This is a genomic window from Kribbella sp. NPDC050820 (assembly GCF_040653975.1).
Taxonomy (GTDB): domain Bacteria; phylum Actinomycetota; class Actinomycetes; order Propionibacteriales; family Kribbellaceae; genus Kribbella.
Window position 1 is genome coordinate 66,371 of sequence record NZ_JBFAHB010000031.1, and the last position, 18,665, is coordinate 85,035.

At 68.8% G+C, this 18,665-nt stretch carries 19 protein-coding genes and 1 tRNA gene; 8 read left to right on the forward strand and 12 right to left on the reverse strand.

What is annotated here, in order from left to right; all coding sequences use genetic code 11:
• Positions 1–34: 34 nt before the first annotated feature.
• Positions 35–751 carry a pyridoxamine 5'-phosphate oxidase family protein gene (locus AB0H36_RS25130; RefSeq protein WP_360527972.1) on the forward strand — a complete coding sequence of 239 codons (717 nt, stop codon included), beginning with the start codon at positions 35–37 and terminating at the stop codon, positions 749–751.
• On the opposite strand, the gene AB0H36_RS25135 is transcribed toward AB0H36_RS25130, so the two are convergent.
• From AB0H36_RS25135 to AB0H36_RS25155, 5 genes are all read right to left on the reverse strand, one after another.
• Entirely contained in the window at positions 727–1,509 is a 783-nt protein-coding gene (locus tag AB0H36_RS25135; protein ID WP_360527974.1) for an ABC transporter permease, read from the reverse strand. The two genes, AB0H36_RS25130 and AB0H36_RS25135, sit on opposite strands and share 25 nt — an antisense overlap.
• Positions 1,506–2,456, reverse strand: a complete 951-nt coding sequence (locus tag AB0H36_RS25140) for an ATP-binding cassette domain-containing protein (protein ID WP_360527977.1) — start codon at positions 2,454–2,456, stop codon at positions 1,506–1,508. The genes AB0H36_RS25135 and AB0H36_RS25140 overlap by 4 nt, the downstream gene beginning before the upstream one ends.
• A gap of 138 nt (positions 2,457–2,594) precedes the next feature.
• Positions 2,595–3,119, reverse strand: a complete 525-nt coding sequence (locus AB0H36_RS25145) for an EXLDI protein (protein ID WP_360527980.1) — start codon at positions 3,117–3,119, stop codon at positions 2,595–2,597.
• A gap of 60 nt (positions 3,120–3,179) precedes the next feature.
• Positions 3,180–3,794: a hypothetical protein gene (locus tag AB0H36_RS25150; RefSeq protein WP_360527983.1), complete on the reverse strand. Its 615-nt coding sequence runs from the start codon at positions 3,792–3,794 to the stop codon at positions 3,180–3,182.
• A 20-nt stretch (positions 3,795–3,814) separates the two neighbouring features.
• Positions 3,815–4,408 carry a PQ-loop domain-containing transporter gene (locus AB0H36_RS25155; protein WP_360527986.1) on the reverse strand — a complete coding sequence of 198 codons (594 nt, stop codon included), beginning with the start codon at positions 4,406–4,408 and terminating at the stop codon, positions 3,815–3,817.
• A gap of 81 nt (positions 4,409–4,489) precedes the next feature.
• Between AB0H36_RS25155 and AB0H36_RS25160 the strand changes: the two genes are divergently transcribed.
• Positions 4,490–4,936: an Lrp/AsnC family transcriptional regulator gene (locus AB0H36_RS25160; protein ID WP_360527989.1), complete on the forward strand. Its 447-nt coding sequence runs from the start codon at positions 4,490–4,492 to the stop codon at positions 4,934–4,936.
• Between the two features lie 206 nt (positions 4,937–5,142).
• On the opposite strand, the gene AB0H36_RS25165 is transcribed toward AB0H36_RS25160, so the two are convergent.
• Positions 5,143–5,403, reverse strand: a complete 261-nt coding sequence (locus tag AB0H36_RS25165) for a cell division protein CrgA (RefSeq protein WP_360527992.1) — start codon at positions 5,401–5,403, stop codon at positions 5,143–5,145.
• Between the two features lie 112 nt (positions 5,404–5,515).
• Here AB0H36_RS25165 and AB0H36_RS25170 point away from each other — a divergent pair, with 112 nt between their 5' ends.
• Entirely contained in the window at positions 5,516–6,286 is a 771-nt protein-coding gene (locus tag AB0H36_RS25170; protein WP_360527995.1) for a DUF881 domain-containing protein, read from the forward strand.
• A 26-nt stretch (positions 6,287–6,312) separates the two neighbouring features.
• Positions 6,313–6,930: an aminodeoxychorismate/anthranilate synthase component II gene (locus AB0H36_RS25175; RefSeq protein ID WP_360527998.1), complete on the forward strand. Its 618-nt coding sequence runs from the start codon at positions 6,313–6,315 to the stop codon at positions 6,928–6,930.
• A 45-nt stretch (positions 6,931–6,975) separates the two neighbouring features.
• Here AB0H36_RS25175 and pknB read toward each other — a convergent pair whose 3' ends face one another.
• From pknB to AB0H36_RS25205, 6 genes are all read right to left on the reverse strand, one after another.
• Positions 6,976–8,808: a Stk1 family PASTA domain-containing Ser/Thr kinase gene (pknB, locus tag AB0H36_RS25180; RefSeq protein ID WP_360528001.1), complete on the reverse strand. Its 1,833-nt coding sequence runs from the start codon at positions 8,806–8,808 to the stop codon at positions 6,976–6,978.
• A gap of 112 nt (positions 8,809–8,920) precedes the next feature.
• A complete protein-coding gene (locus tag AB0H36_RS25185; protein WP_360528004.1) occupies positions 8,921–10,372 on the reverse strand; it encodes a penicillin-binding transpeptidase domain-containing protein in 1,452 nt (483 codons plus the stop codon).
• Positions 10,369–11,766, reverse strand: coding sequence for an FtsW/RodA/SpoVE family cell cycle protein (locus AB0H36_RS25190; RefSeq protein ID WP_360528007.1), 1,398 nt, complete (start codon positions 11,764–11,766; stop codon positions 10,369–10,371). The genes AB0H36_RS25185 and AB0H36_RS25190 overlap by 4 nt, the downstream gene beginning before the upstream one ends.
• On the reverse strand, positions 11,763–13,139 hold the full coding sequence (locus AB0H36_RS25195) for a protein phosphatase 2C domain-containing protein (protein ID WP_360528010.1): 1,377 nt from the start codon (positions 13,137–13,139) through the stop codon (positions 11,763–11,765). The genes AB0H36_RS25190 and AB0H36_RS25195 overlap by 4 nt, the downstream gene beginning before the upstream one ends.
• Positions 13,140–13,149: 10 nt before the next feature.
• On the reverse strand, positions 13,150–13,632 hold the full coding sequence (locus tag AB0H36_RS25200) for an FHA domain-containing protein (RefSeq protein ID WP_360528013.1): 483 nt from the start codon (positions 13,630–13,632) through the stop codon (positions 13,150–13,152).
• A 10-nt stretch (positions 13,633–13,642) separates the two neighbouring features.
• Entirely contained in the window at positions 13,643–14,464 is an 822-nt protein-coding gene (locus AB0H36_RS25205) for a DUF3662 and FHA domain-containing protein (protein WP_360528016.1), read from the reverse strand.
• A 226-nt stretch (positions 14,465–14,690) separates the two neighbouring features.
• Between AB0H36_RS25205 and AB0H36_RS25210 the strand changes: the two genes are divergently transcribed.
• From AB0H36_RS25210 to AB0H36_RS25225, 4 genes are all read left to right on the forward strand, one after another.
• A tRNA-Leu gene (locus AB0H36_RS25210) sits at positions 14,691–14,774 on the forward strand.
• Positions 14,775–14,894: 120 nt separating this feature from the next.
• The gene (locus AB0H36_RS25215; protein ID WP_360528019.1) at positions 14,895–15,725 is read left to right on the forward strand and encodes a carbon-nitrogen hydrolase family protein; all 831 of its coding nucleotides are present in this window, start codon (positions 14,895–14,897) and stop codon (positions 15,723–15,725) included.
• Between the two features lie 67 nt (positions 15,726–15,792).
• Positions 15,793–16,548 carry an ABC transporter ATP-binding protein gene (locus AB0H36_RS25220; protein WP_360528022.1) on the forward strand — a complete coding sequence of 252 codons (756 nt, stop codon included), beginning with the start codon at positions 15,793–15,795 and terminating at the stop codon, positions 16,546–16,548.
• Positions 16,533–18,362: a hypothetical protein gene (locus AB0H36_RS25225; RefSeq protein ID WP_360528025.1), complete on the forward strand. Its 1,830-nt coding sequence runs from the start codon at positions 16,533–16,535 to the stop codon at positions 18,360–18,362. Before AB0H36_RS25220 ends, AB0H36_RS25225 begins: the two co-directional genes overlap by 16 nt.
• Positions 18,363–18,665 lie beyond the last annotated feature (303 nt).

Genomic DNA, 18,665 nt, shown 5'->3' on the forward strand with positions numbered 1-18,665 from the left:
GCCAGCATGCCACTGATTCCCCCAGCCTGGTTACATGACCACAACCCCGCTGCAGCCGACCGACCGGACCACCCTGCGTCGCTCCAAGGAACGGGCGGCCACTGAGCGCGAGGCGTTGTTCGACGTGCTTCTCGACGGCATGTTCTGCCACCTGGGCGTGGTGGTGGACGGCGCTCCGCTCGTGCTGCCGACGGCGTACGGCGTGGATCTCGACCGCGGACCGGACGGGACGCTGTACCTGCACGGTTCCGTCGCCGCCCGCAGTGTGGTCGCAGCGCCGCAGCAGACGGTCTGCGTGACGATCACGCATGCCGACGGACTGGTGCTGGCCCGCTCGGCGTTCCACCACTCGGTCAACTACCGCTCCGCGGTGGTCTTCGGCGTCCCCCGCCTGGTGACCGACCCCGACGAGAAGCTGGACGGCCTCAACTGCATCGTCGACCACCTGGTCCCCGGCCGCTCGCGAGCCGTCCGCCCACCCAACCGCAAGGAGCTCGCCAAGACATCCGTCCTTGCCCTCTCCCTCACCGAGGCCTCGGTGAAGACCCGCTCCGGGCCGGCCAACGACGAGGAGGAGGACCTCGACCTGCCCTACTGGACTGGCGTGATCCCCCTCCAGGTCGTGGCCGGCGAACCGGTCACCAACCCTGACTGCGACCTACTGGTCCCCGCGCACATCCGCACCCGCGCGAACCTGCTCGGCGCCTTGGCTTCAGGCGAGACGCCCTACGCCACCGTGCCCTTGTTGTAGCTCTTCTGCGCCCAGAAGTAGCCGACGATCCCGATCGCGGCGCACCAGGCGAGGGCGAGCCAGCCGGTGCCGGTGTCGACCGGCGTGCCGATCAGCAGGTGTCGCAGCGTCTCGATGATCGGTGTGAACGGCTGGTACTCGGCGAACCAGCGGATACCGCTCGGCATCGCCTCCAGCGGGATGAAGGTGTTGCTGAGGAACGGCAGCAGCAGACTGATCGGCAGCACGATGTTGCTCGCCCCCTCCGGCGTCTTGCTGGTCAGCCCGAGGGCGATCGCGAACCAGGTCAGCGAGATGGTCAGCGCGACCAGCAACCCGCCCGCCAGCAGCCACTCCCCGAACGACGCGGTCGGGCGGAACCCGATCAGGACGGCGAAGCCGACCACCAGGACCAGGCTGACGATCGTCAGGATCACGTTGCCCAGCACGTGCCCGGTCAGGAAGGCCGGCCGGAAGATCGCCATCGTCCGGAACCTGGCCACGATGCCTTCGGTCATGTCCGTGCAGGCGGCGACCGCGGGCGACATCGTCCCGGACGCGATCGACATCAGCAGGATGCCGGGCGTCAGGAAGTCGATGTAGTCGAAGCCGTTCGCGCCGCCGAGACCGGCCGAGAAGGTGTCGCCGAAGACCAGGCCGAACAGCAGCATCATCACGACCGGCATCCCGAGGGCGCCGAGCGACAGACCGGGGTAGCGCTGTGCGTGCCGCAGGTTGCGGCGCAGCATGGTGGCGGTGTCTTGAAGTGCGTAGCTCATTTCGTGATCACTTCCTGGTGGGCGGTGGGCTGACCGGTGACGGCGAAGAACACGTCATCGAGGTCGGGGGTGTGGACAGTCAGTTCGTCGACCTCGAGCGAGGCGTCGTCGATCCGGGCCAGCAGCGCCCGCAGCGAGTGCACGCTGCCGTCGTTCGGCACCTGCAGGACCAGGGACTCGTTGTTCGGCACCGCGGTCGGCAGCACCTGACCGGCGAGCGCGAACTCGTCCGGCGACGTGAACCGCAGCCGGATGTGTCCGCCGGGGACGAGCCGCTTCAGCTCCTCCGCCGTACCTTCGGCAACCAGCCGGCCGTGATCCAGTACGGCGATCCGGTCGGCGAGCTGGTCCGCCTCCTCCAGGTACTGCGTGGTGAGGAAGACGGTCACGCCGCCGTCGGTGACGAGTTGGCGGATCAGCTGCCACATGTTGTGCCGGCTGCGCGGGTCGAGACCGGTGGTGGGCTCGTCCAGGAAGATGATCCGCGGGTTGCCGACCAGCGTCATGGCCAGGTCGATCCGCCGTTTCATCCCGCCCGAGTACGTCATGGCGAGCTTCTGGCCGGCCTCGACCAGGTCGAACTGCTTGAGCAGGTCGTCGGCCCGGCGCCGGGCCTCCCGGCGGCCAAGGTGGTGCAGGTCGGCCATCATGATGAGGTTCTCGCGGCCGGTGAGCAGGCCGTCGACCGCGGAGAACTGGCCGGTGACGCCGATCGCGGCGCGGACCGCCTCCGGGTCCTGGTGCAGGTCGTGGCCGGCCACCCGGATCTCGCCGGCGTCGGCGGCGATCAGGGTCGACAGGATCTGCACCGCGGTGGTCTTGCCGGCGCCGTTCGGGCCGAGCAGGGAAAAGATGGTGCCTTCGGCAACGTTCAGGTCGATGCCGCCGAGCACGACCTTGTCGCCGTACGACTTGTGCAGACCGCGCACGTCGATTGCTGATGACATGAGGGTTCCTTGGGTGATTTCGGGCAGGGTGAACCTGGCCCAGGTGGCCTGAAGGTGTGCGGAGGAGAGGATTTGGGCGTGCTGATCCAGCCGAGCCGCCGGCGGCGGTCGGTGAATCAGGGGTGCTGGGTCAGATGGTCAGATGTCGAGGTCCTCCACCGCGGGCTGGTCGGCGGCTTCCTCGACGAGTTGGTAGAGATCCTCGGGGATCAGTTCGCGCAGTTCCTCGACGGTGTCGACCACGTGCAGCGTGGCCTCGCCCTGCGCCATGCTCCAGGACTGGTCGGTGCTCCAGTTGCCGACCCAGGCGCGCCAGCCGGTCAGGTACTCCTCGTCACTGGCGCCCTGGGTGATCTGGTTGCGGCGGTCGGCGTGCAGGACGAACTTGCCGGTCCGGCTGCGGTAGACCTTGAAGGCCTCGTACCCGGACTTGCTGGAGCGGCCGCCTTCGGCGAGCAGGACGCCGGAGAACCGCTGCTTGCGGCCGGCGCCCCGGCCCACCCGCACGGTGATCTCGTCGTACCCCTCGAGCCGGCCTTCCTCCATCTCGACGTACTTGCGCAGCGCCAGCGAGATCGCCGAGGACAGGTTCCCGGCGAGCTCCTGCGCCCGCTTGTACAGCGGCAGGTCGTCGTCCGACACGTAGATCGTCTTGTTGGGCATACTCTCTCTCCTCCTACGTAGAACTATACGTAGGAGGTGCGTAGATGTCTACATATATCTCTACGTAGACGCGGGCGAGTACAGCCAGGGCTGCTTGAGGTCGAAGAACTCCGGCGGGCCCTCGGCGAGCGAGTTCAGCTCGTCCATCGCCGCCTTGATCTCGGCCGGCGGCTCCTTCTGCTCGCCCTCGCGGGCCTCGGCCTCGCTGGTGAAGTAGATCGCCATCGTGTAGTCGCCGCTGTCGTACATCGTGGTGGCGGTGGCGATCACGTCGGGCCGGAACGCGGCCCACACCTCGGGATCCTGCGCCATCAGCTCGCGGGCGCGCTCGGGGTTGCTGCCCTTGCCCTGCATGACCTGGACGAAACCGGCCGAGTCAGGATCGCCTTGAACATCGAGGGTGACGTCGTCGCTGTCGTGGAAGATCGCGTCGTCGGTCAGCACCGACGCGAACTCGTGCCACCACTTGTCCTGCGCCGGCGAATCGCTGTTCTGCCGGGCTGCCTCGGCGGACTCGAACCGCGCCAGCGCGATGAACCGCCCGTCCTCGGTGACTCCGGCCGTCGTCCCCAGCCAGCCGGTCGCCTCGGGAGCCAGCTCCTCCATCCACCTGTCGAACGCGGCATGTGCCTGTTCGGCGTCCTGCACCTGTCCCTGAATGACCTGAACGAACATCGTGAGACCCTCCCCGTCTCTCAGGCCGCTGGTCGGCACCTCGACCGTACGCCCGCCTGCCACACCCGAGCGAGCATCAAAAGCCCCGCAATCACTCCGGTGGCCCCGAGCGTGATCAGCCGTACGTCGGTTTTCCACAGCCCGAACACGAACCAGCACGACAGCTCACCGACCACCAGCCCCCAGGTCCCCGCCGAGATCCCCGTCGGCCGCTCACTCCGGTACGCCGTCCACAGCGAAGGCGTCACCTGGACGAAGGCGGCCGCGGCGAGCAACGTGCCCAGCCCGACCCGCCCACCGACGAGGGTGGCGATCACGAGTAGGCCGGCCCAGCCGCAGATCCAGCCGATCGCACGCCGGCTCACCGCGCCTCGTCGTACCAGCATCACCGAGACGGTCCCGGCCAGTACGGCGGCCGCCGTCGACGGCACGCTCGCGCTCCAGTAGCCGGACAGCATGAAGTACACGAACCAGGCCGAGTTGTTGAGGCTGGTCAGCGTCGCCCAGGACCACGACACCCCGGCCGTGTCACCGGTCGCCCGCAGCTTGAGGATCTGCGGAAGGTACTGCGGAATGCCGAAGATCGCGGCGGCGATGGGCAGTAGGTCGAGCATGGCGCAAGATTACGTCCGATCCGGCGACGATATCGTGCGAATTCATGCCCGATCGAGGCGCTGAGCGATAGGATTCTTGCCATGGATGCGATCGACCGCAAGATCCTTGCGGTGCTGCAGGGCGAGGGTCGGCTGACCGTCACCGAGTTGGCTCAGCGGGTGGGGTTGAGTGCGGCGCCGTGTCACCGGCGGCTGCGGGAGCTGGAGCGTGCCGGCGTGATCAGTGGATACCGGGCTGTCGTCGATCCGGCGACGGTCGGTCGCGGGTTCGAGGTGCTGGTCGCGGTGACGATGGACCGGGAGGAGTCGGTCGCCGGGTTCGAGGCCGGGCTCGCGGAGATCGAGGACGTGGTGCACGCGGAGCGGCTGTTCGGGGAGCCCGACTACTTCATCCGGGTCGCGACGGCGGACATCGCGGCGTTCCAGAAGGTGCGGGACGAGAAGCTGGCCCGGTTGCCGGGGGTGCTGCGAATGACGTCGACGATCGTGATGACGAAGGTCGTGGACAACCGTCCGACGCCCACATGAACGGTGTGGAAACTGACCGAATCAAACCTCGGATATCCACAGATTTCGAGAGATTTCGGCCGGTGACCGTGGAGAAACCCGGGGTGACCTGGGGACAAGTCGCCGAAAAGCTGTGCACAGTTGGGGATACGGGTGTGGATAACTTCAGTCCTGTGATTCGGTCACCCCGCTCACCGCCCGGAGCGGGGATCAACGTTTCAGTGCGGTCAGATCCACTGGGTGGAGACGACGAAGCCGACGGCGATCAGACCCATGCCGATCAGCAGGTTCCAGTTGCCCAGGTCGTTCATCACCGGGATGTCCTGGCCGGCCACGTAGAAGACGACCAGCCAGGCGAGGCCGAGCAGCCAGCAGGCCAGCATCAGCGGCGCCACCCAGACGCGGCTGGTGGTACGCGGCTTCTTCGGCGTCTTCTCCGCCTTGACCTTCTCGGTCTTCTTCTTGTTGCGACTGCTCGACTCGGGCACGACTGAACTCCTTGTAAGGACGCATAAGCTGAGCGCTGGAGGCCCAGGCCCGGACCGTAGTCGGGTCCGGTCCCGGGTTAGCGTAGTGCAGAGAGCAACATGGAGATCACGGGTGCGTAGGTTCAAGCGGATTTCGTTGTGGCGCGTGGGGGCGCCGCTGGCGCTGCTGTGCGCCGGTCTGCTCTTCGCGACCAGCGCCACCAACGCCCGAGGCACCGACCTGCGCCCTAGCCGCAACACTACGCTCGCCGGGCTGGTGGAGGAACAGAGCCGCCGCAGCGCGAGCCTGGTCCGCCAGCACGCCGCGCTCACCCAGGACATCGAGAAGCTGCAGGCACAGCAGGGCTCGATGGACCCGAAGCTGTCCACCCAGCTCAAGGAACTGTCCGAACAGGTCGGTACGACGCCGGTCACCGGCCCCGGACTGACCGTCACGCTGAAGGACGCGCCACCCGAGGTGGTGAAGGAGAACCCGGACGTCGACGCCGACTGGCTGGTGATCCACCAGCAGGACATCCAGGCCGTGGTGAACGCGCTCTGGGCCGGCGGCGCGGACGCGCTCTCGATCCAGAACCACCGGGTCATCTCCACCACCGGGATCAAGTGCGTCGGCAACTCGGTCGTCCTGCACGGCGTCCCGTACCTGCCGCCGTACAAGATCACCGCGATCGGCGACCGGCAGAAGTTGCAGAAGGCGCTGGACGACTCGCAGTACATCGAGAACCTGCAGGACTACGTGGTGAAGTTCCAGCTCGGCTACGAGGTGAAGAACGAGTCGTCGATCGCGATGCCTGCCTACGAGGGCACCCTCGACCTGCAGAGCGCCACCGTCCCCGGCTTCGACCGCACCCCCTCGGTCAGCCCGACCGCGACCGGCCGCTAGCTGCCACAGCTGCCACAATGGTTCGCATGCCGCGGATCCTTGTCGTCGACAACTACGACTCCTTCGTCTACAACCTGGTGCAGTACCTGCAGCAGTTGCAGGCCGAGACCACTGTGCTGCGCAACGACGAGGTCACCCCCGACGACGTCACGTCGTACGACGGTGTCCTGCTGTCCCCCGGTCCCGGTACGCCGGAAGAGGCCGGCGCGTGCGTGGACATCGTCCGGGAGCAGGGCGGCCAGGTCCCGATCTTCGGCGTCTGCCTGGGTCTCCAGGCGATCGGCGTCGCGTACGGCGGAGTTGTCGGGCGGGCCGACGAGTTGCTGCACGGCAAGACCAGCCAGGTGTTCCACGAGGGCGCCGGTGTGCTCGCCGGGCTGCCGTCGCCGTTCACCGCGACGCGGTACCACTCGCTGGCGATCGCCCAGGACAGCGTGCCGGACGAGCTGCAGGTGACGGCCCGGACCGAGGCCGGCGTGATCATGGCGGCCAGGCACCGCGACCTCCCGGTCGAGGGCGTCCAGTTCCACCCGGAGTCCGTGCTGACCGAGGGCGGTCACCGGATGCTCGCCAACTGGCTGGTGATGTGCGGCGACCCGGACGCGGTCGCCCGCTCGGCCGGCCTGGCACCCGTCGTCAGCTGAGGCAAACGAAAACCCCCGCGGAAGACCGCGGGGGTTTTCTTCGGTTCAGCCGCCGATCGTGATCGGTGGCGTGGTCGGATCCTCCGGAGTCTCGGTCTCCGTCGGCGTCGGCGTCGGCGTGGGCGTCGGCGTGTTCTCCGGCAGCATGTTGATCGTCAAGGTGACCAGGCTGCCCTTCGCGGCCTGGGTGCCGCCCTTCACGCTCTGCTGGAGCACGGTCTGGTCGGGCTTGCTCGGGTCCTGGCTCTGGTCGTAGCCGACCTTGAAGCCGAGCTCCTTCAACGCCCTGGTCGCGTCGTCGAAGGTCATCGTGACGACGTTCGGGACCTCGACCATCTCCTTGCCGCTCGACACGGTCAGGGTGAACTCGGTGCCGGACGGGTACTGACCGCTCGGGTCCGGCGAGACCGCGAGCACGGTGCCTTCCTTCTCGGCACTGTTCTCGGTCTTCACCTCGTCCTTGACCTTGAAGTTCGCCTTCGTGCCCTCGATCGCCTTCCGCGCCGCGGACTCGGACTTGCCGAGTACGTCGGGTACCGGGAACGCGCTCGGACCGGACGAGAACACCACCGTGACGGTCGAGCCGGTCTCGGCCTCGGTGCTCGCCTGCGGGGTCTGCGAGATCGCGAGCCCGCGGCCGACCGTGTCGCTCGCCTGGGCCGGGCCCTGCGCGAACTTCAGGCCCGCGTCGGTCAGGATCGCGGTCGCGTCCGCCGACGACTTGCCGCTCACGTCCGGAACCTGGACCTTCGCCGGCGGGGTCGCCCCGCCGCCGTTGTCATTGCCCATGTTGGTGAACAGCGCGTAGGCGCCGACCGCGACGGCGACGATGGCCAGGCCGAGCAGGAAGTAGGCGAGGCCGCGGTTGCGCCGGGCCCGCGCCGCCTGCGCCTCGTCGAGGCCGTCGTCCGGCGGCAGCAGGTCGTCGCCGCCGGGCTGCTGGTACGCCTGGGTCGCCGCGGCGGGCGAGTAGGCGCTCGTCATCGCGCGGGTCTCGGCGACCGCCGCCATCGGCGCGGTCACCTGCTGGCCGGCGAGCACCCGGTGGATGTCCTGCCGCATCTCGGACGCGCTCTGGTACCGATCCTCGCGGCTCTTCGCCAGCGCCTTCAGGACGACCGCGTCGACCTCCGGCGGGATGTCCGGGTCGAACGACGACGGCGGCAGCGCCTGCTCCCGGACGTGCTGGTAGGCCACCGACACCGGCGACTCACCGACGAACGGCGGCCGGCCGGTCAGCAGCTCGTACAGCAGGCAGCCGGTCGAGTACAGGTCGGAGCGGGCGTCGACGGTCTCACCACGGGCCTGCTCCGGAGACAGGTACTGCGCGGTGCCGATCACGGCCGCCGTCTGGGTCATCGTGGACGAGGTGTCCGCGACCGCCCGGGCGATGCCGAAGTCCATCACCTTGACCTGGCCCTGCGGGGTCAGCATCACGTTCCCGGGCTTGATGTCGCGGTGCACGATGCCGGCCCGGTGGCTGTAGTCGAGGGCCTCGAGCACGCCGGAGGTGATCTCCAGCGCCCGCTCGGGCATGATCTTGCGGCCCTCGCGGATCAGGTCCCGCAGCGTCTTGCCGGTCACCAGCTCCATCACGATGTACGGAATGGTGACGCCGGAGCCGTTCGGGTCCGGCTCCTCGCCGGTGTCGTAGACCGACACGATGGTCGGGTGGTTCAGCGAGGCGGCCGACTGGGCCTCGCGCCGGAACCGGGCCTGGAAGGTGGCGTCACTGGCGAGGTCGACGCGCAGCCGCTTGATCGCAACGGCCCGGCCCAGCCGGTTGTCGACGCCCCTGCGGACATCGGCCATGCCGCCGCGGCCGAGCGGTTCGCCTTCTTCGTACCGGCCGCCGACGAGACGTGCCTGCGATGTCATGACTCAGCCTTCCAACCTGTCCGAAACACACTCAACTTGCCCACGGTAGCGGCCGCCACACGTGGATCCCCGTCGGAAAGACACGCTGTCACGGCATCATTCCGTATCGTCGTCATTGGCCCAGCACCGCCTCCATCACCCGCTTGGCGATCGGCGCCGCCAGGGTGCCGCCGGCGATGTCGTTGCGCGGGATGTTCGCGTCCTCGATCATCACCGCCACCGCGATCTTCGGGTCGTTGGCCGGGGCGAACGCGGTGAACCAGGCGAACGGCGGGCGTTCCTTCGACGTCTGCGCCGTACCGGTCTTGCCGGCCACCTCGACGCCGCTGATCTGGCCGGGCCGGCCGGTGCCGTTCGCGACCACGTCGACCATCATCTGGGTCAGCTGCGACGCGACCTCCGGGGTGACCGCCTGGTGCAGCTCCTCCGGCTTGGTCTCGGAGACCGTCTTCAGGTCGGCCGTCTTCACGTTCTGCACCAGGTACGGCTTCATCACCGCGCCCTTGTTCGCGATCCCGGCCGCCACCATCGCCATCTGCAGCGGGGTGGCGCGGACGTCGAACTGGCCGATCGCGGACTGCGCGGTCTGCGGCTCGTTCGGATCGCCCGGGAACTGGCTGGCGACCGCGCCCAGCTCGGGCAGCTGCCGCTCGCCGAAGCCGAACTTCGCCGCCTGCTCGGCCAGCGCGTCAGCCTTCAGTTCCAGGCCGATGGTGCCGAACGCGGTGTTGCAGGAGTAGCGCAGCGCGATGGTCAGCGTCGCGTTGTCGCTGCCGCCGCAGTTCTGGCCGTTCTCGTTCACCAGCGGGACCGTGGTCTGCGGCAGCGGCAGCTCGGCCGGCGAGTGCACCTTGGTCTCCGGCGTGAACTTGCCGCTGGACAGCGCCGCGGCCGCGGTGACCAGCTTGAACGTCGAGCCCGGCGGGTAGAGCTCCTTGACCGCCCGGTTCGACATCGGCTTGCTCTCGGCCTCGTTCAGCCTCTTCCACGCCGCGCTGACCCTGTCCAGGTCGTGCGAGGCGAGCTCGTTCGGGTTGTACGACGGCCGCGTGGCCAGCGCGAGCACCCGGCCGGTCTTCGGCTCGATCGCCACGACCGCGCCGGTCTTGCCGGCCAGTCCGTCGTACGCCGCCTGCTGGGCCGCCGCGTTCAGGGTCAGCGTCACGCTGGCGCCCTGCTGGCGACGGTTGGTGATCACGTCGATCACCCGGCGGAACGCCATCGACGGGTCGCTGCCGTTCAGCTCGGAGTTCTGGGTCAGCTCGATTGCGGATCTGCCGTACAGGTAGGAGTAGTACCCCGTCACCGGTGCGTAGACCGGGCCGGAGGCGTAGGAGCGCTGGAACTCGAACCGGTCGTTCGACGGCTTGCTCTGGGCGATCGGTGTGCTGCCGATCAGGATCGGGCCGCGGTCGATCGAGAACTGCGAGTCCCGCACCCGGCGGTTGTCGTTGCGGCCGTTGAGTTCGTTGGCCCGGAAGGCCTGCAGGTACGTCGAGTTCGCCATCAGCGCGAGCATCAGGATGATCGCCGCCACAGCCAGTCGCCGGATCGCTGAGTTCACTGCTTCTGCACCGCCATCGCGATCGTTTCGTCGGACACTGGAGCGGCCGGCGTCTGCGGCCGGCGGGCCTGGTCGCTGATCCGCAGCAGCAGCGCGATGATCGCCCAGTTCGCGACCAGCGACGTACCGCCGAGGGCCATGAACGGCGTGGCCAGACCGGTCAGCGGGATCAGGCCGGTGACGCCGCCCACGATCACGAACACCTGCAGCGCGAACGACATCGCCAGACCGGTCGCGACCAGCTTGCCGAAGATGTCCCGGCAGCCGAGCGCGGTCCGCAGGCCGCGCTCCACGATCAGCGTGAAGACCAGGATGATCGCGATCACCCCGGTCAGGCCGAGCTCCTCGGCGAACGAGGAGATGATCATGTCGCTCTGCGCGTACAGCGTGATCTCCGGGCGGCCCTGGCCGAGACCGCGACCCAGGATGCCGCCCCAGGCCTGGCCCATCAGCCCGGACGCGACCTGGCCGCCGTCGATCGAGAACGGGTCCAGCCAGTCCGTGATCCGTTTGTGCACGTGGCCGAAGGCCTGGTACGCGAAGAACGCGCCGCCGGCGAACAGCAGGCCGCCGATGATCAGCCATCCGGCCCGCTCGGTCGACACGTACAGCAGGAACAGGAACAGGCCGAAGAACAGCAGCGACGACCCGAGGTCGCTCTCGAAGACCAGCACGCCCAGGCTGACCGCCCAGGCGATCAGGATCGGCCCGAGGTCGCGGGCGCGCGGCAGGTCGAGACCGAGGAACCGGTGCCCGGCCAGGGTGAGCACGTCGCGCTTCACCACCAGGTATCCGGCGAAGAAGACGACCAGACAGACTTTCGCGAACTCACCGGGCTGGAACGACATACCGGCCAGCCGGATCCAGATCCGGGCGCCGTTCAGGTTCACGCCGAGCCCGGGGATCAGCGGGAGCACGAGCAGCACCAGGCCGGCCAGGCCGGCGGTATAGGTCAGCGCCTGCAGGCGGCGGTGGTCCCGGATGACCAGGATCACCACCAGGAACAGCACGACGCCGACCGCGGTCCAGGTGATCTGCTGCGGCGCCGCCGGCGGCTTCGGGGTCCGGCCGTTCGCCTCCGCGATCGCGGCCAGGCCGAGGTCGATCCGGTGGATCATCGCCAGGCCGAGCCCGTTCAGCGCGACCGCGCAGGGCAGCAGCACAGGGTCGGCGTACGGCGCCCGGAACCGCAGCGCGAGGTGGGCGATCAGCGCGAGCAGGCCGATGCCGGCGGCGTACAGGCCGGTGCTGGCCGGGATCTTGTCCTGGACGGTCAGGCCGATGTTCACGTACGCGCCGACCGAGACGACGACGGCGATGATGAGCAGGAACAACTCCACCCCGCGCCGGCTGCGCGGGATGATCTGGATGACGGACGTCGACGCGATGCTCATCGGACGCCGTCACAGTCGTCGGGGTTGACCGTGCCTGGCGACGGCGAGGTGGTCGGCTTGGCCGTCGCGGGCGGCGCACTCGTCGCCGGCTTGCTCGTCACCGGCTTGCTGGGCACCGGCGTACTGGGCTTCGGTGTCGGCGACGGCGTCGGCTTGGCGCACTCGTCGGCGGCGCGCTGCAGCTCGCTCACGATCGTCCGGGCCCCGGGCAGGTCGTCGGCCTGGATGTTGCTCTCCACCTGCTCGCGGTTGTACGTCGGCAGCTTGTCCACCTGCAGGGCCTGCTTCTCGTACATCTTCGACAGCGTCAGCCCCGGGATGTCCTCGTCCACACCCTTGAAGATCGCCACGTAGTCACCGTCGGTGCCGACGTAGTACTGGCTCTGCGTCCAGCTGTACGCGAACCACCCGCCACCGAGGATCAGACCGAGCAGCACCGCCAGTACGGCGATCCGCCGCAGCCACGGGAACCGCTTCGGCGCCCGCGGCGCGTACCGCAGCTCCTCCGGGTCGAGGGCCCCACCGTGTCCGTGACCACCACCGTGCCCATGACCACCAGGTACGACGATCGTCGGTTCACCACGACCGGTCCCGCCCTGAGCCAGCTCCGCGGCCGCGCCGACCAGCTGCGGCGACGCGCCGCTCGACGGCTGCGTCTCGATCACGTCCGCGACGACACACGTCACGTTGTCGTTCGACCCGGCTTCCAGGGCGTGCGTGATCAGCTCCACGACCACGGAGTCCGGCGTACCGTCGGCCATCGAGGCCGCGATCACCTCGTCGCTCACGTAGTCGGGCAGGCCGTCACTGCACAGCATCAGCCGGTCACCGGCGCGGACGTCGAGGATCTCCAGGTCCGGGTCGGAGTCCGGCCGGCCGTCGAGGACGCGCAGGATCAGGTTCCGGTGCGGGTGGGTGAAGGCCTCCTCCTTGGAGATCCGGCCCTCGTCCACCAGCGACTGCACGAACGTGTGGTCGTGGCTGAGCTGGTAGAGCAGCCCGTCGCGCATCCGGTACGCGCGGGAGTCGCCCAGGTGCGCCATCCCGAGCTGACTGCCGTCGAACATCAGCGCGGTGACGGTCGAACCCATGCCCTCGCGCTCGGGGTCCTCCTCGACCAGCTCGGACAGCCGCTCGTTCGCCCGGTGCACCGCGCCGGCCAGCGCCTCGATCATGTCCTCGCCGCTGATCCCCGGCTTGTCCAGCTTCCGGATCACCTGGACCGCCGCCGCGCTGGCCACCTCACCGGCTGCGGCGCCGCCCATTCCGTCCGCGAGCAGCAGGAGGTTCGGACCGGCGTACGCCGAGTCCTCGTTGTTGCGGCGCACGCGTCCGACGTCGGACAGTGCGGCGTAGTCGAGCGACAGGGTCATCGAGGCAGGCCTACTTCGCGATGTTCAGCGTCGTCCGGCCGATCCGGATCGAGCCGCCGATCTCGGCCGGCACCGGGCGGGTCACCCGCTGGCCGTCCAGGTACGTGCCGTTGGTGGAGCCGAGGTCCTCGACCCACCACTGGCCCTCGGAGTGGAACAGCCGGGCGTGCCGGGTGGACGAGTAGTCGTCGTCCAGCCGGATCTGGCAGTCCGAGCCGCGGCCGATGATCACCGGCTCGTCGACCAGGGTCGCGCCGACCCCGGCCTGCGGGCCGTCCGCGATCGACACCGACCCGGGCAGGCCCTTGCGCTTCTTCACCGGTTTGGCGGGTTTCGGCGTCCGGGTGTTCTGCGGTACGACGGCACTCGCCGTACGGCTGTCCACCTTTGCGCCGAACAGGTCGGACCTGATCACGGACAGCACCGCGAGGACGAACATCCACAACAGGGCCAGGAACCCCAGTTTGATCAGGGTCAGGGTCAGTTCCGACATGGAAGGTCAGTCACCACCCGCTGCTCGGCGGCTGGGCGAAGGGCTCGTCCGCCAGACGCAGCGTCATCGTCGTGTTGCCGATTCGCACGGTCGAGCCGTCGACCAGCTCGGCCTCCGTGGACCGCCGGCCGTTGACCAGCGTGCCGTTGGTGGACCCCAGGTCGACCAGCACCACCCGGATGCCGCCCGGGCCCTCCGGCATCAGCCGGATCTCGGCGTGCCGGCGGGAAACCCCGGGGTCGTTGATCTGGATGTCAGCGTCGGTGCCACGGCCCAGCACGACGCCCGGCGGGTTGACCGGCCGGCGGCGGCCGTTCACCTCGAGCATCACCTGTGGGTGGCCGCGGCGGGCCGGGGGCTGTTGCGGGGGCGGTGGGGCGCTCTGCAGCGCAGTCTGGCCGTCGTTCGGCGGCACGTAGGGCTCCTGCTGGTAGGGCTGGGGCTGCGGACGGGGTCGTTGGGTCCCGACTGTCGCACTGACCACACGGAACTTACCTGTCGGCAGGTCGTCCTGCTGGGTCAGCACGATCTCGATCGGGCCGGAGAACGTGTACCGCTGGATGTCCGCGTGGTCCCGGAGCTCGTTCGCGAGCTCGTGGTTCAGGGTCTGGCCGTAGGCGTTCAGCCGTTCGAAGTCGCTCGGCCCGAGCTCGATGGTGAAGTGGTTCGGCACCAGCCGGCGGTCCCTGGACAGGATCCGCGCGGTGTTGTCGATCTCACGCTTGAGCGCCGCCGCCAGCTCGATCGGCTCGACGTCGCCCTTGAACGCACGCGCGAAGACACCGCTCACAATGCCCTCCAGACGTCGCTCGAAGCGCTGCAGCGGTCGCACGCCTCCTCCTCCACGGTCGGTCGCCGGTTGTAGCCAACGATCGTGCTTGCCGTCCGGCGCCCTCAGCAGGCACGCCGTACGCCGTGTCCACCGGTCCTGTGGACACACCGGGTACGACGATCGATCGTATCGGGAGGTTCGACCCAACCCGCAATGTGAACGTTCCGCACAACCCGTGCTACTGTTCCTTCTCGGTTGCAGACGAGACTCTCAGACGCATCCAAGCGCGCGGGTGGCGGAATAGGCAGACGCGCACGGTTCAGGTCCGTGTGCCCGAAAGGGCGTGGGGGTTCAACTCCCCCCTCGCGCACAGCAAGTCCCGGTCAACAGACCGGGACTTTTTGTATTTCCAGGGTGTGTTCACCATCACCCTGCCGAGCCGGTCGTGGCGGTGCGGGGTTCTGGGGGTGGGGGCTGAGACTGTAGGGCGGTGACGGGGATTCGGGTTGGGATTGCGCAGCCGGTGATCGGTGCGGACGCCAGGGGTAACGGGAAGACCGTGCGGGCGCTGATGCGGAAGGCGGCGGGTGCGCGGGCGCGGCTGGTGCAGTTCCCGGAAGGGATGCTGAGCGGGTACGCGAAGGAGCAGATCGCGGACTGGTCGCAGGTCGACTGGGACGTCGTCCGCGACGAGCTCGAGAAGATGATGGCGCTGGCCGCCGAGCTGAAGATCTGGGTCGTGCTCGGCTCCGCGCACCCGCTGACCCCGCCGAACCGGCCGCACAACAGTCTGTACGTGATCTCCGACACCGGCGAGCTCGTCGACCGCTACGACAAGCGGTTCTGCTCGAACACCGAGATCAACCACTTCTACACACCCGGTTTCGACCCGGTCGTGTTCGACGTCGACGGCTACCGGTTCGGCTGCATGATCTGCGTCGAGGTCAACTTCCCGCACCTGTTCAGTCAGTACGAGCAGCTCGGCGTGGAGTGCCTGCTGCTGTCGGCGTACCCGGTCGACGAGGTCTTCGAGGTGAAGGCCCGCGCGTACGCCGCGATCAACTGCTACTGGGTCGCGATGTCGCTGCCCGCCCAGACGGTCGACCTGATGCCGTCCGGCCTGATCGCCCCGGACGGCACCTACGCCGCCCAGGTCGCCGGCAAGTCCGAGCTCACCGTCGCCACTATCGACCGCGACGACCCGGCCCTGAAGGTCCCGCTCGCCCACGCCCGCCCCTGGCGCGCCACCGCCCGCAAGGGCGCCATCTACCGCAGCCGAGCCGTCACCGACCCGCGCTCCGCCGACCGCACCACTACCTGAGGCGGACTCCGCGGATCGGTCCGCGGGCGGACGCCGGGGTGGCGGGGCGGGTGTCACAGTTACCGGCATGGAGCACGCGTTCGAGCTGGTCGGGTTGACCAAGGTGTTCGGGGAGCAGCGGGCGGTCGACGACCTGAGCCTCGTCGTGCCGAAGGGGTCGTTCTTCGGGATGCTGGGCCCGAACGGCGCCGGCAAGACGACCTCACTGTCGATGGCGGTCGGGCTGCTGCGCCCGGACTCCGGTACGGCGAAGATCTTCGGCGTCGACGTCTGGGCGCAACCGACCGAGGCGAAGGCGCTGGTCGGCGTCCTCCCGGACGGGCTCGGGATGCCGGAGCGGCTGACCGGCCGCGAGGTGCTCACCTACCTCGGCCTTCTCCGCGGACTCCCGGCCGACGAGGTGGACCGCCGTACGACGGAGCTCCTCGAGGTGCTCGAGCTCGACCACGAGGACGACAAGCAGGTGATCGGCTACTCGACCGGGATGCGGAAGAAGCTCGGCCTGGCCGTCGCGTTGCTGCACGCGCCGCGGCTGCTGGTGCTGGACGAGCCGTTCGAGGCGGTCGACCCGGTGTCGGCAGCGACCATCCGGACCATCCTCAACCGCTTCATCGCCGGCGGCGGCTCGGTGGTGATGTCGAGCCACGTGATGGCTCTGGTCGAGCAGCTGTGCGACCGGGTCGCGGTGGTCGCCGACGGCAAGGTCGTTGCCGCGGGCACGGTTTCCGAGGTGCAGGCAGGCGGCACCCTGGAGGACGCGTTCGTGTCGCTGGTCGGCGCCTCGACCCGAGGCGCGGAGGGGCTGTCGTGGCTCTCGGCCTGACGCACGCGACCTCGCAGACGCTGGTCCGGATGCGGCTGGCCGCGTTCCGGCACGCGCTGAAGGACCAGAACCGGGTCAGCTGGATCGGCACCGGTGCGTTCGTCGGCGCGGTGCTCGCCGGCGGGACCATCTGGGTGGCGGCCCGGGGCGAGCTGGACCTGCTGGTCGTCGCGCTGGCGGTGTGGATGCTGGGCTGGATCGTCGGCCCGCTGTTCGCCGGTGGCGGCGACGAGACGCTCAAGCCGGAGTACTTCAGCATGCTCCCGCTCAGCCCGCGCACGCTGTCCGCCGGACTCCTCACCGCCGCACTGGCCGGTGTCGCCCCAGTCATCAGCCTGCTTGCCCTGCTCAGTCTGGTGGTCGTCGGTGCACAGCTGTCTGTCGCCGCGACTCTGATCGCGCTGCCTGCTGTCGCTCTGCAGCTCCTGTGCTTCGTCCTGGCGTCCAGGCTTGCCGTTGCGGTGTACGGCGTACTCCTGCAAGTGCGGTCCGGCGCCGTACTCGCTGCCGTCGTCAACGCCTTCATCCTGGCCTTCACCGCACAGGGGTGGGCGCTGATCGTCGCCTTCGTGTCGACCGACGTGCAGGGGACCATGGCCAGCGCGTCGCGCGTTGCCCCGTCCGGCTGGGGTCTGGGCGCAGTAGAGGCCGCCGGGCGCGGGGACTGGCTGCGGGTGCTGCAGTCCCTCGCCGGTCTTGCACTGCTCGCCGTGGTCATGTTCGTCGGCTGGTCCGCTCTCTTGGTACGGCGTACGACGGCCACCCACTCCGGTCGCAAACCGCGGCGGTTGCTCACGGCCACGGGTCCACGAGACGCAGCGGCGGCCAAGGAGCTCCGGTCCTGGACGCGCGACCTGCTCTACGGCCATCGGGCCGTGTTCGCGATCTGCTACGGACTCTTCTTCTGCCTTATGCCGCTCGCCATCGGCTGGAAGGGAATGCTCCCCTGGGCCGGTCCGGCCGCCCTCGTGATGGCGGGCTCGATGTCGTCCAACCTGTACGGCTCGGACGGTACGGCGCTGTGGACAACACTGATGACACCCGGGTCGGCCGGGCCCGATGTCAGGGCTCGGCAGCGTGCGTTCCTGCTGGTGTTCGGTCCGCCGACGTTGCTGATCACGCTGCTCCTCACCTGGTGGTCCGGCTCCGCCAGCGCATGGCCGCTCGTGCTGAGCGTGCTGCCGGCGCTCCTGGGCAGCGCGGCCGGTCTGGTCGTCGCCTGCTCGGTGTTCGCCGCCGTACCGACGACCGACGCGCACAAGCGGTCCGGCAATCCGCTCAACTCCGGTGAGAACGAGGGCGAGACGATGGGCATCGTCTGGGTGATGCTCATCCTGGGGTCGATCACCGCCGGCCCAGCACTCGCCGCAGCCCTGGCCTGGTCGTGGTGGGGCGTTCCGGTCGGCGTCGCGTCCGGCGTACTGGCCTGGTGGTACCTCGGTCGACTCGCAGCCACCCGCCTCGAGCAGCGCGGCCCGGAGCTCCTCACACTGCTCCGCCACGGCCGCTCCACCACCGAGCAAGCCAAGAAGGCCGCGCAGTACGACCACATCCCGCGCTGGCGGCGAACGCTGGCCAACTACTGCCTCGGCTTCGGCGCCATCCCACTCTTCCCGCAGGCCGTCGTACCCGCGATCTTCCTACTCACCGGCAACACCGACACCAAGTCCTGGTTCCTGGCTCTCCACCTCGACCCGCAGTGGCACTGGCCGGTCATCGCCCTCATGGCAGCCCTCGGCCTCTCCATGTATGCGTTCGGAGGTCTCACCTACCTCAACGCGAAGCGGAAGGCGGATCCGCTGCTTGTTCAGTGACCCGTCAGTAGGGTGAGACGGCTGCTCTGACCTGTGGACATTGTGTGCCGGACTGAGTACGGTCCGTTAACGGCGTCCGCACCACGCCACCGTGTCGGTGAGGTGCTGCCCGCCAGTAGCGCCTCACTGGTGGATGGGCAGAGCAGCCCGCGGCAGTTCGTCGCGGCCTGATGGGGGCCCATACACCTAGGTGGGGCGGCGAGCGACACTCACTCGCTCACCGCCCCACCGACTCAACTCTCCCCCAACGCCGCACCGCCGTCGTTCGTCTTGTTGGCTGACGGACGAACCGACAGGACGGTG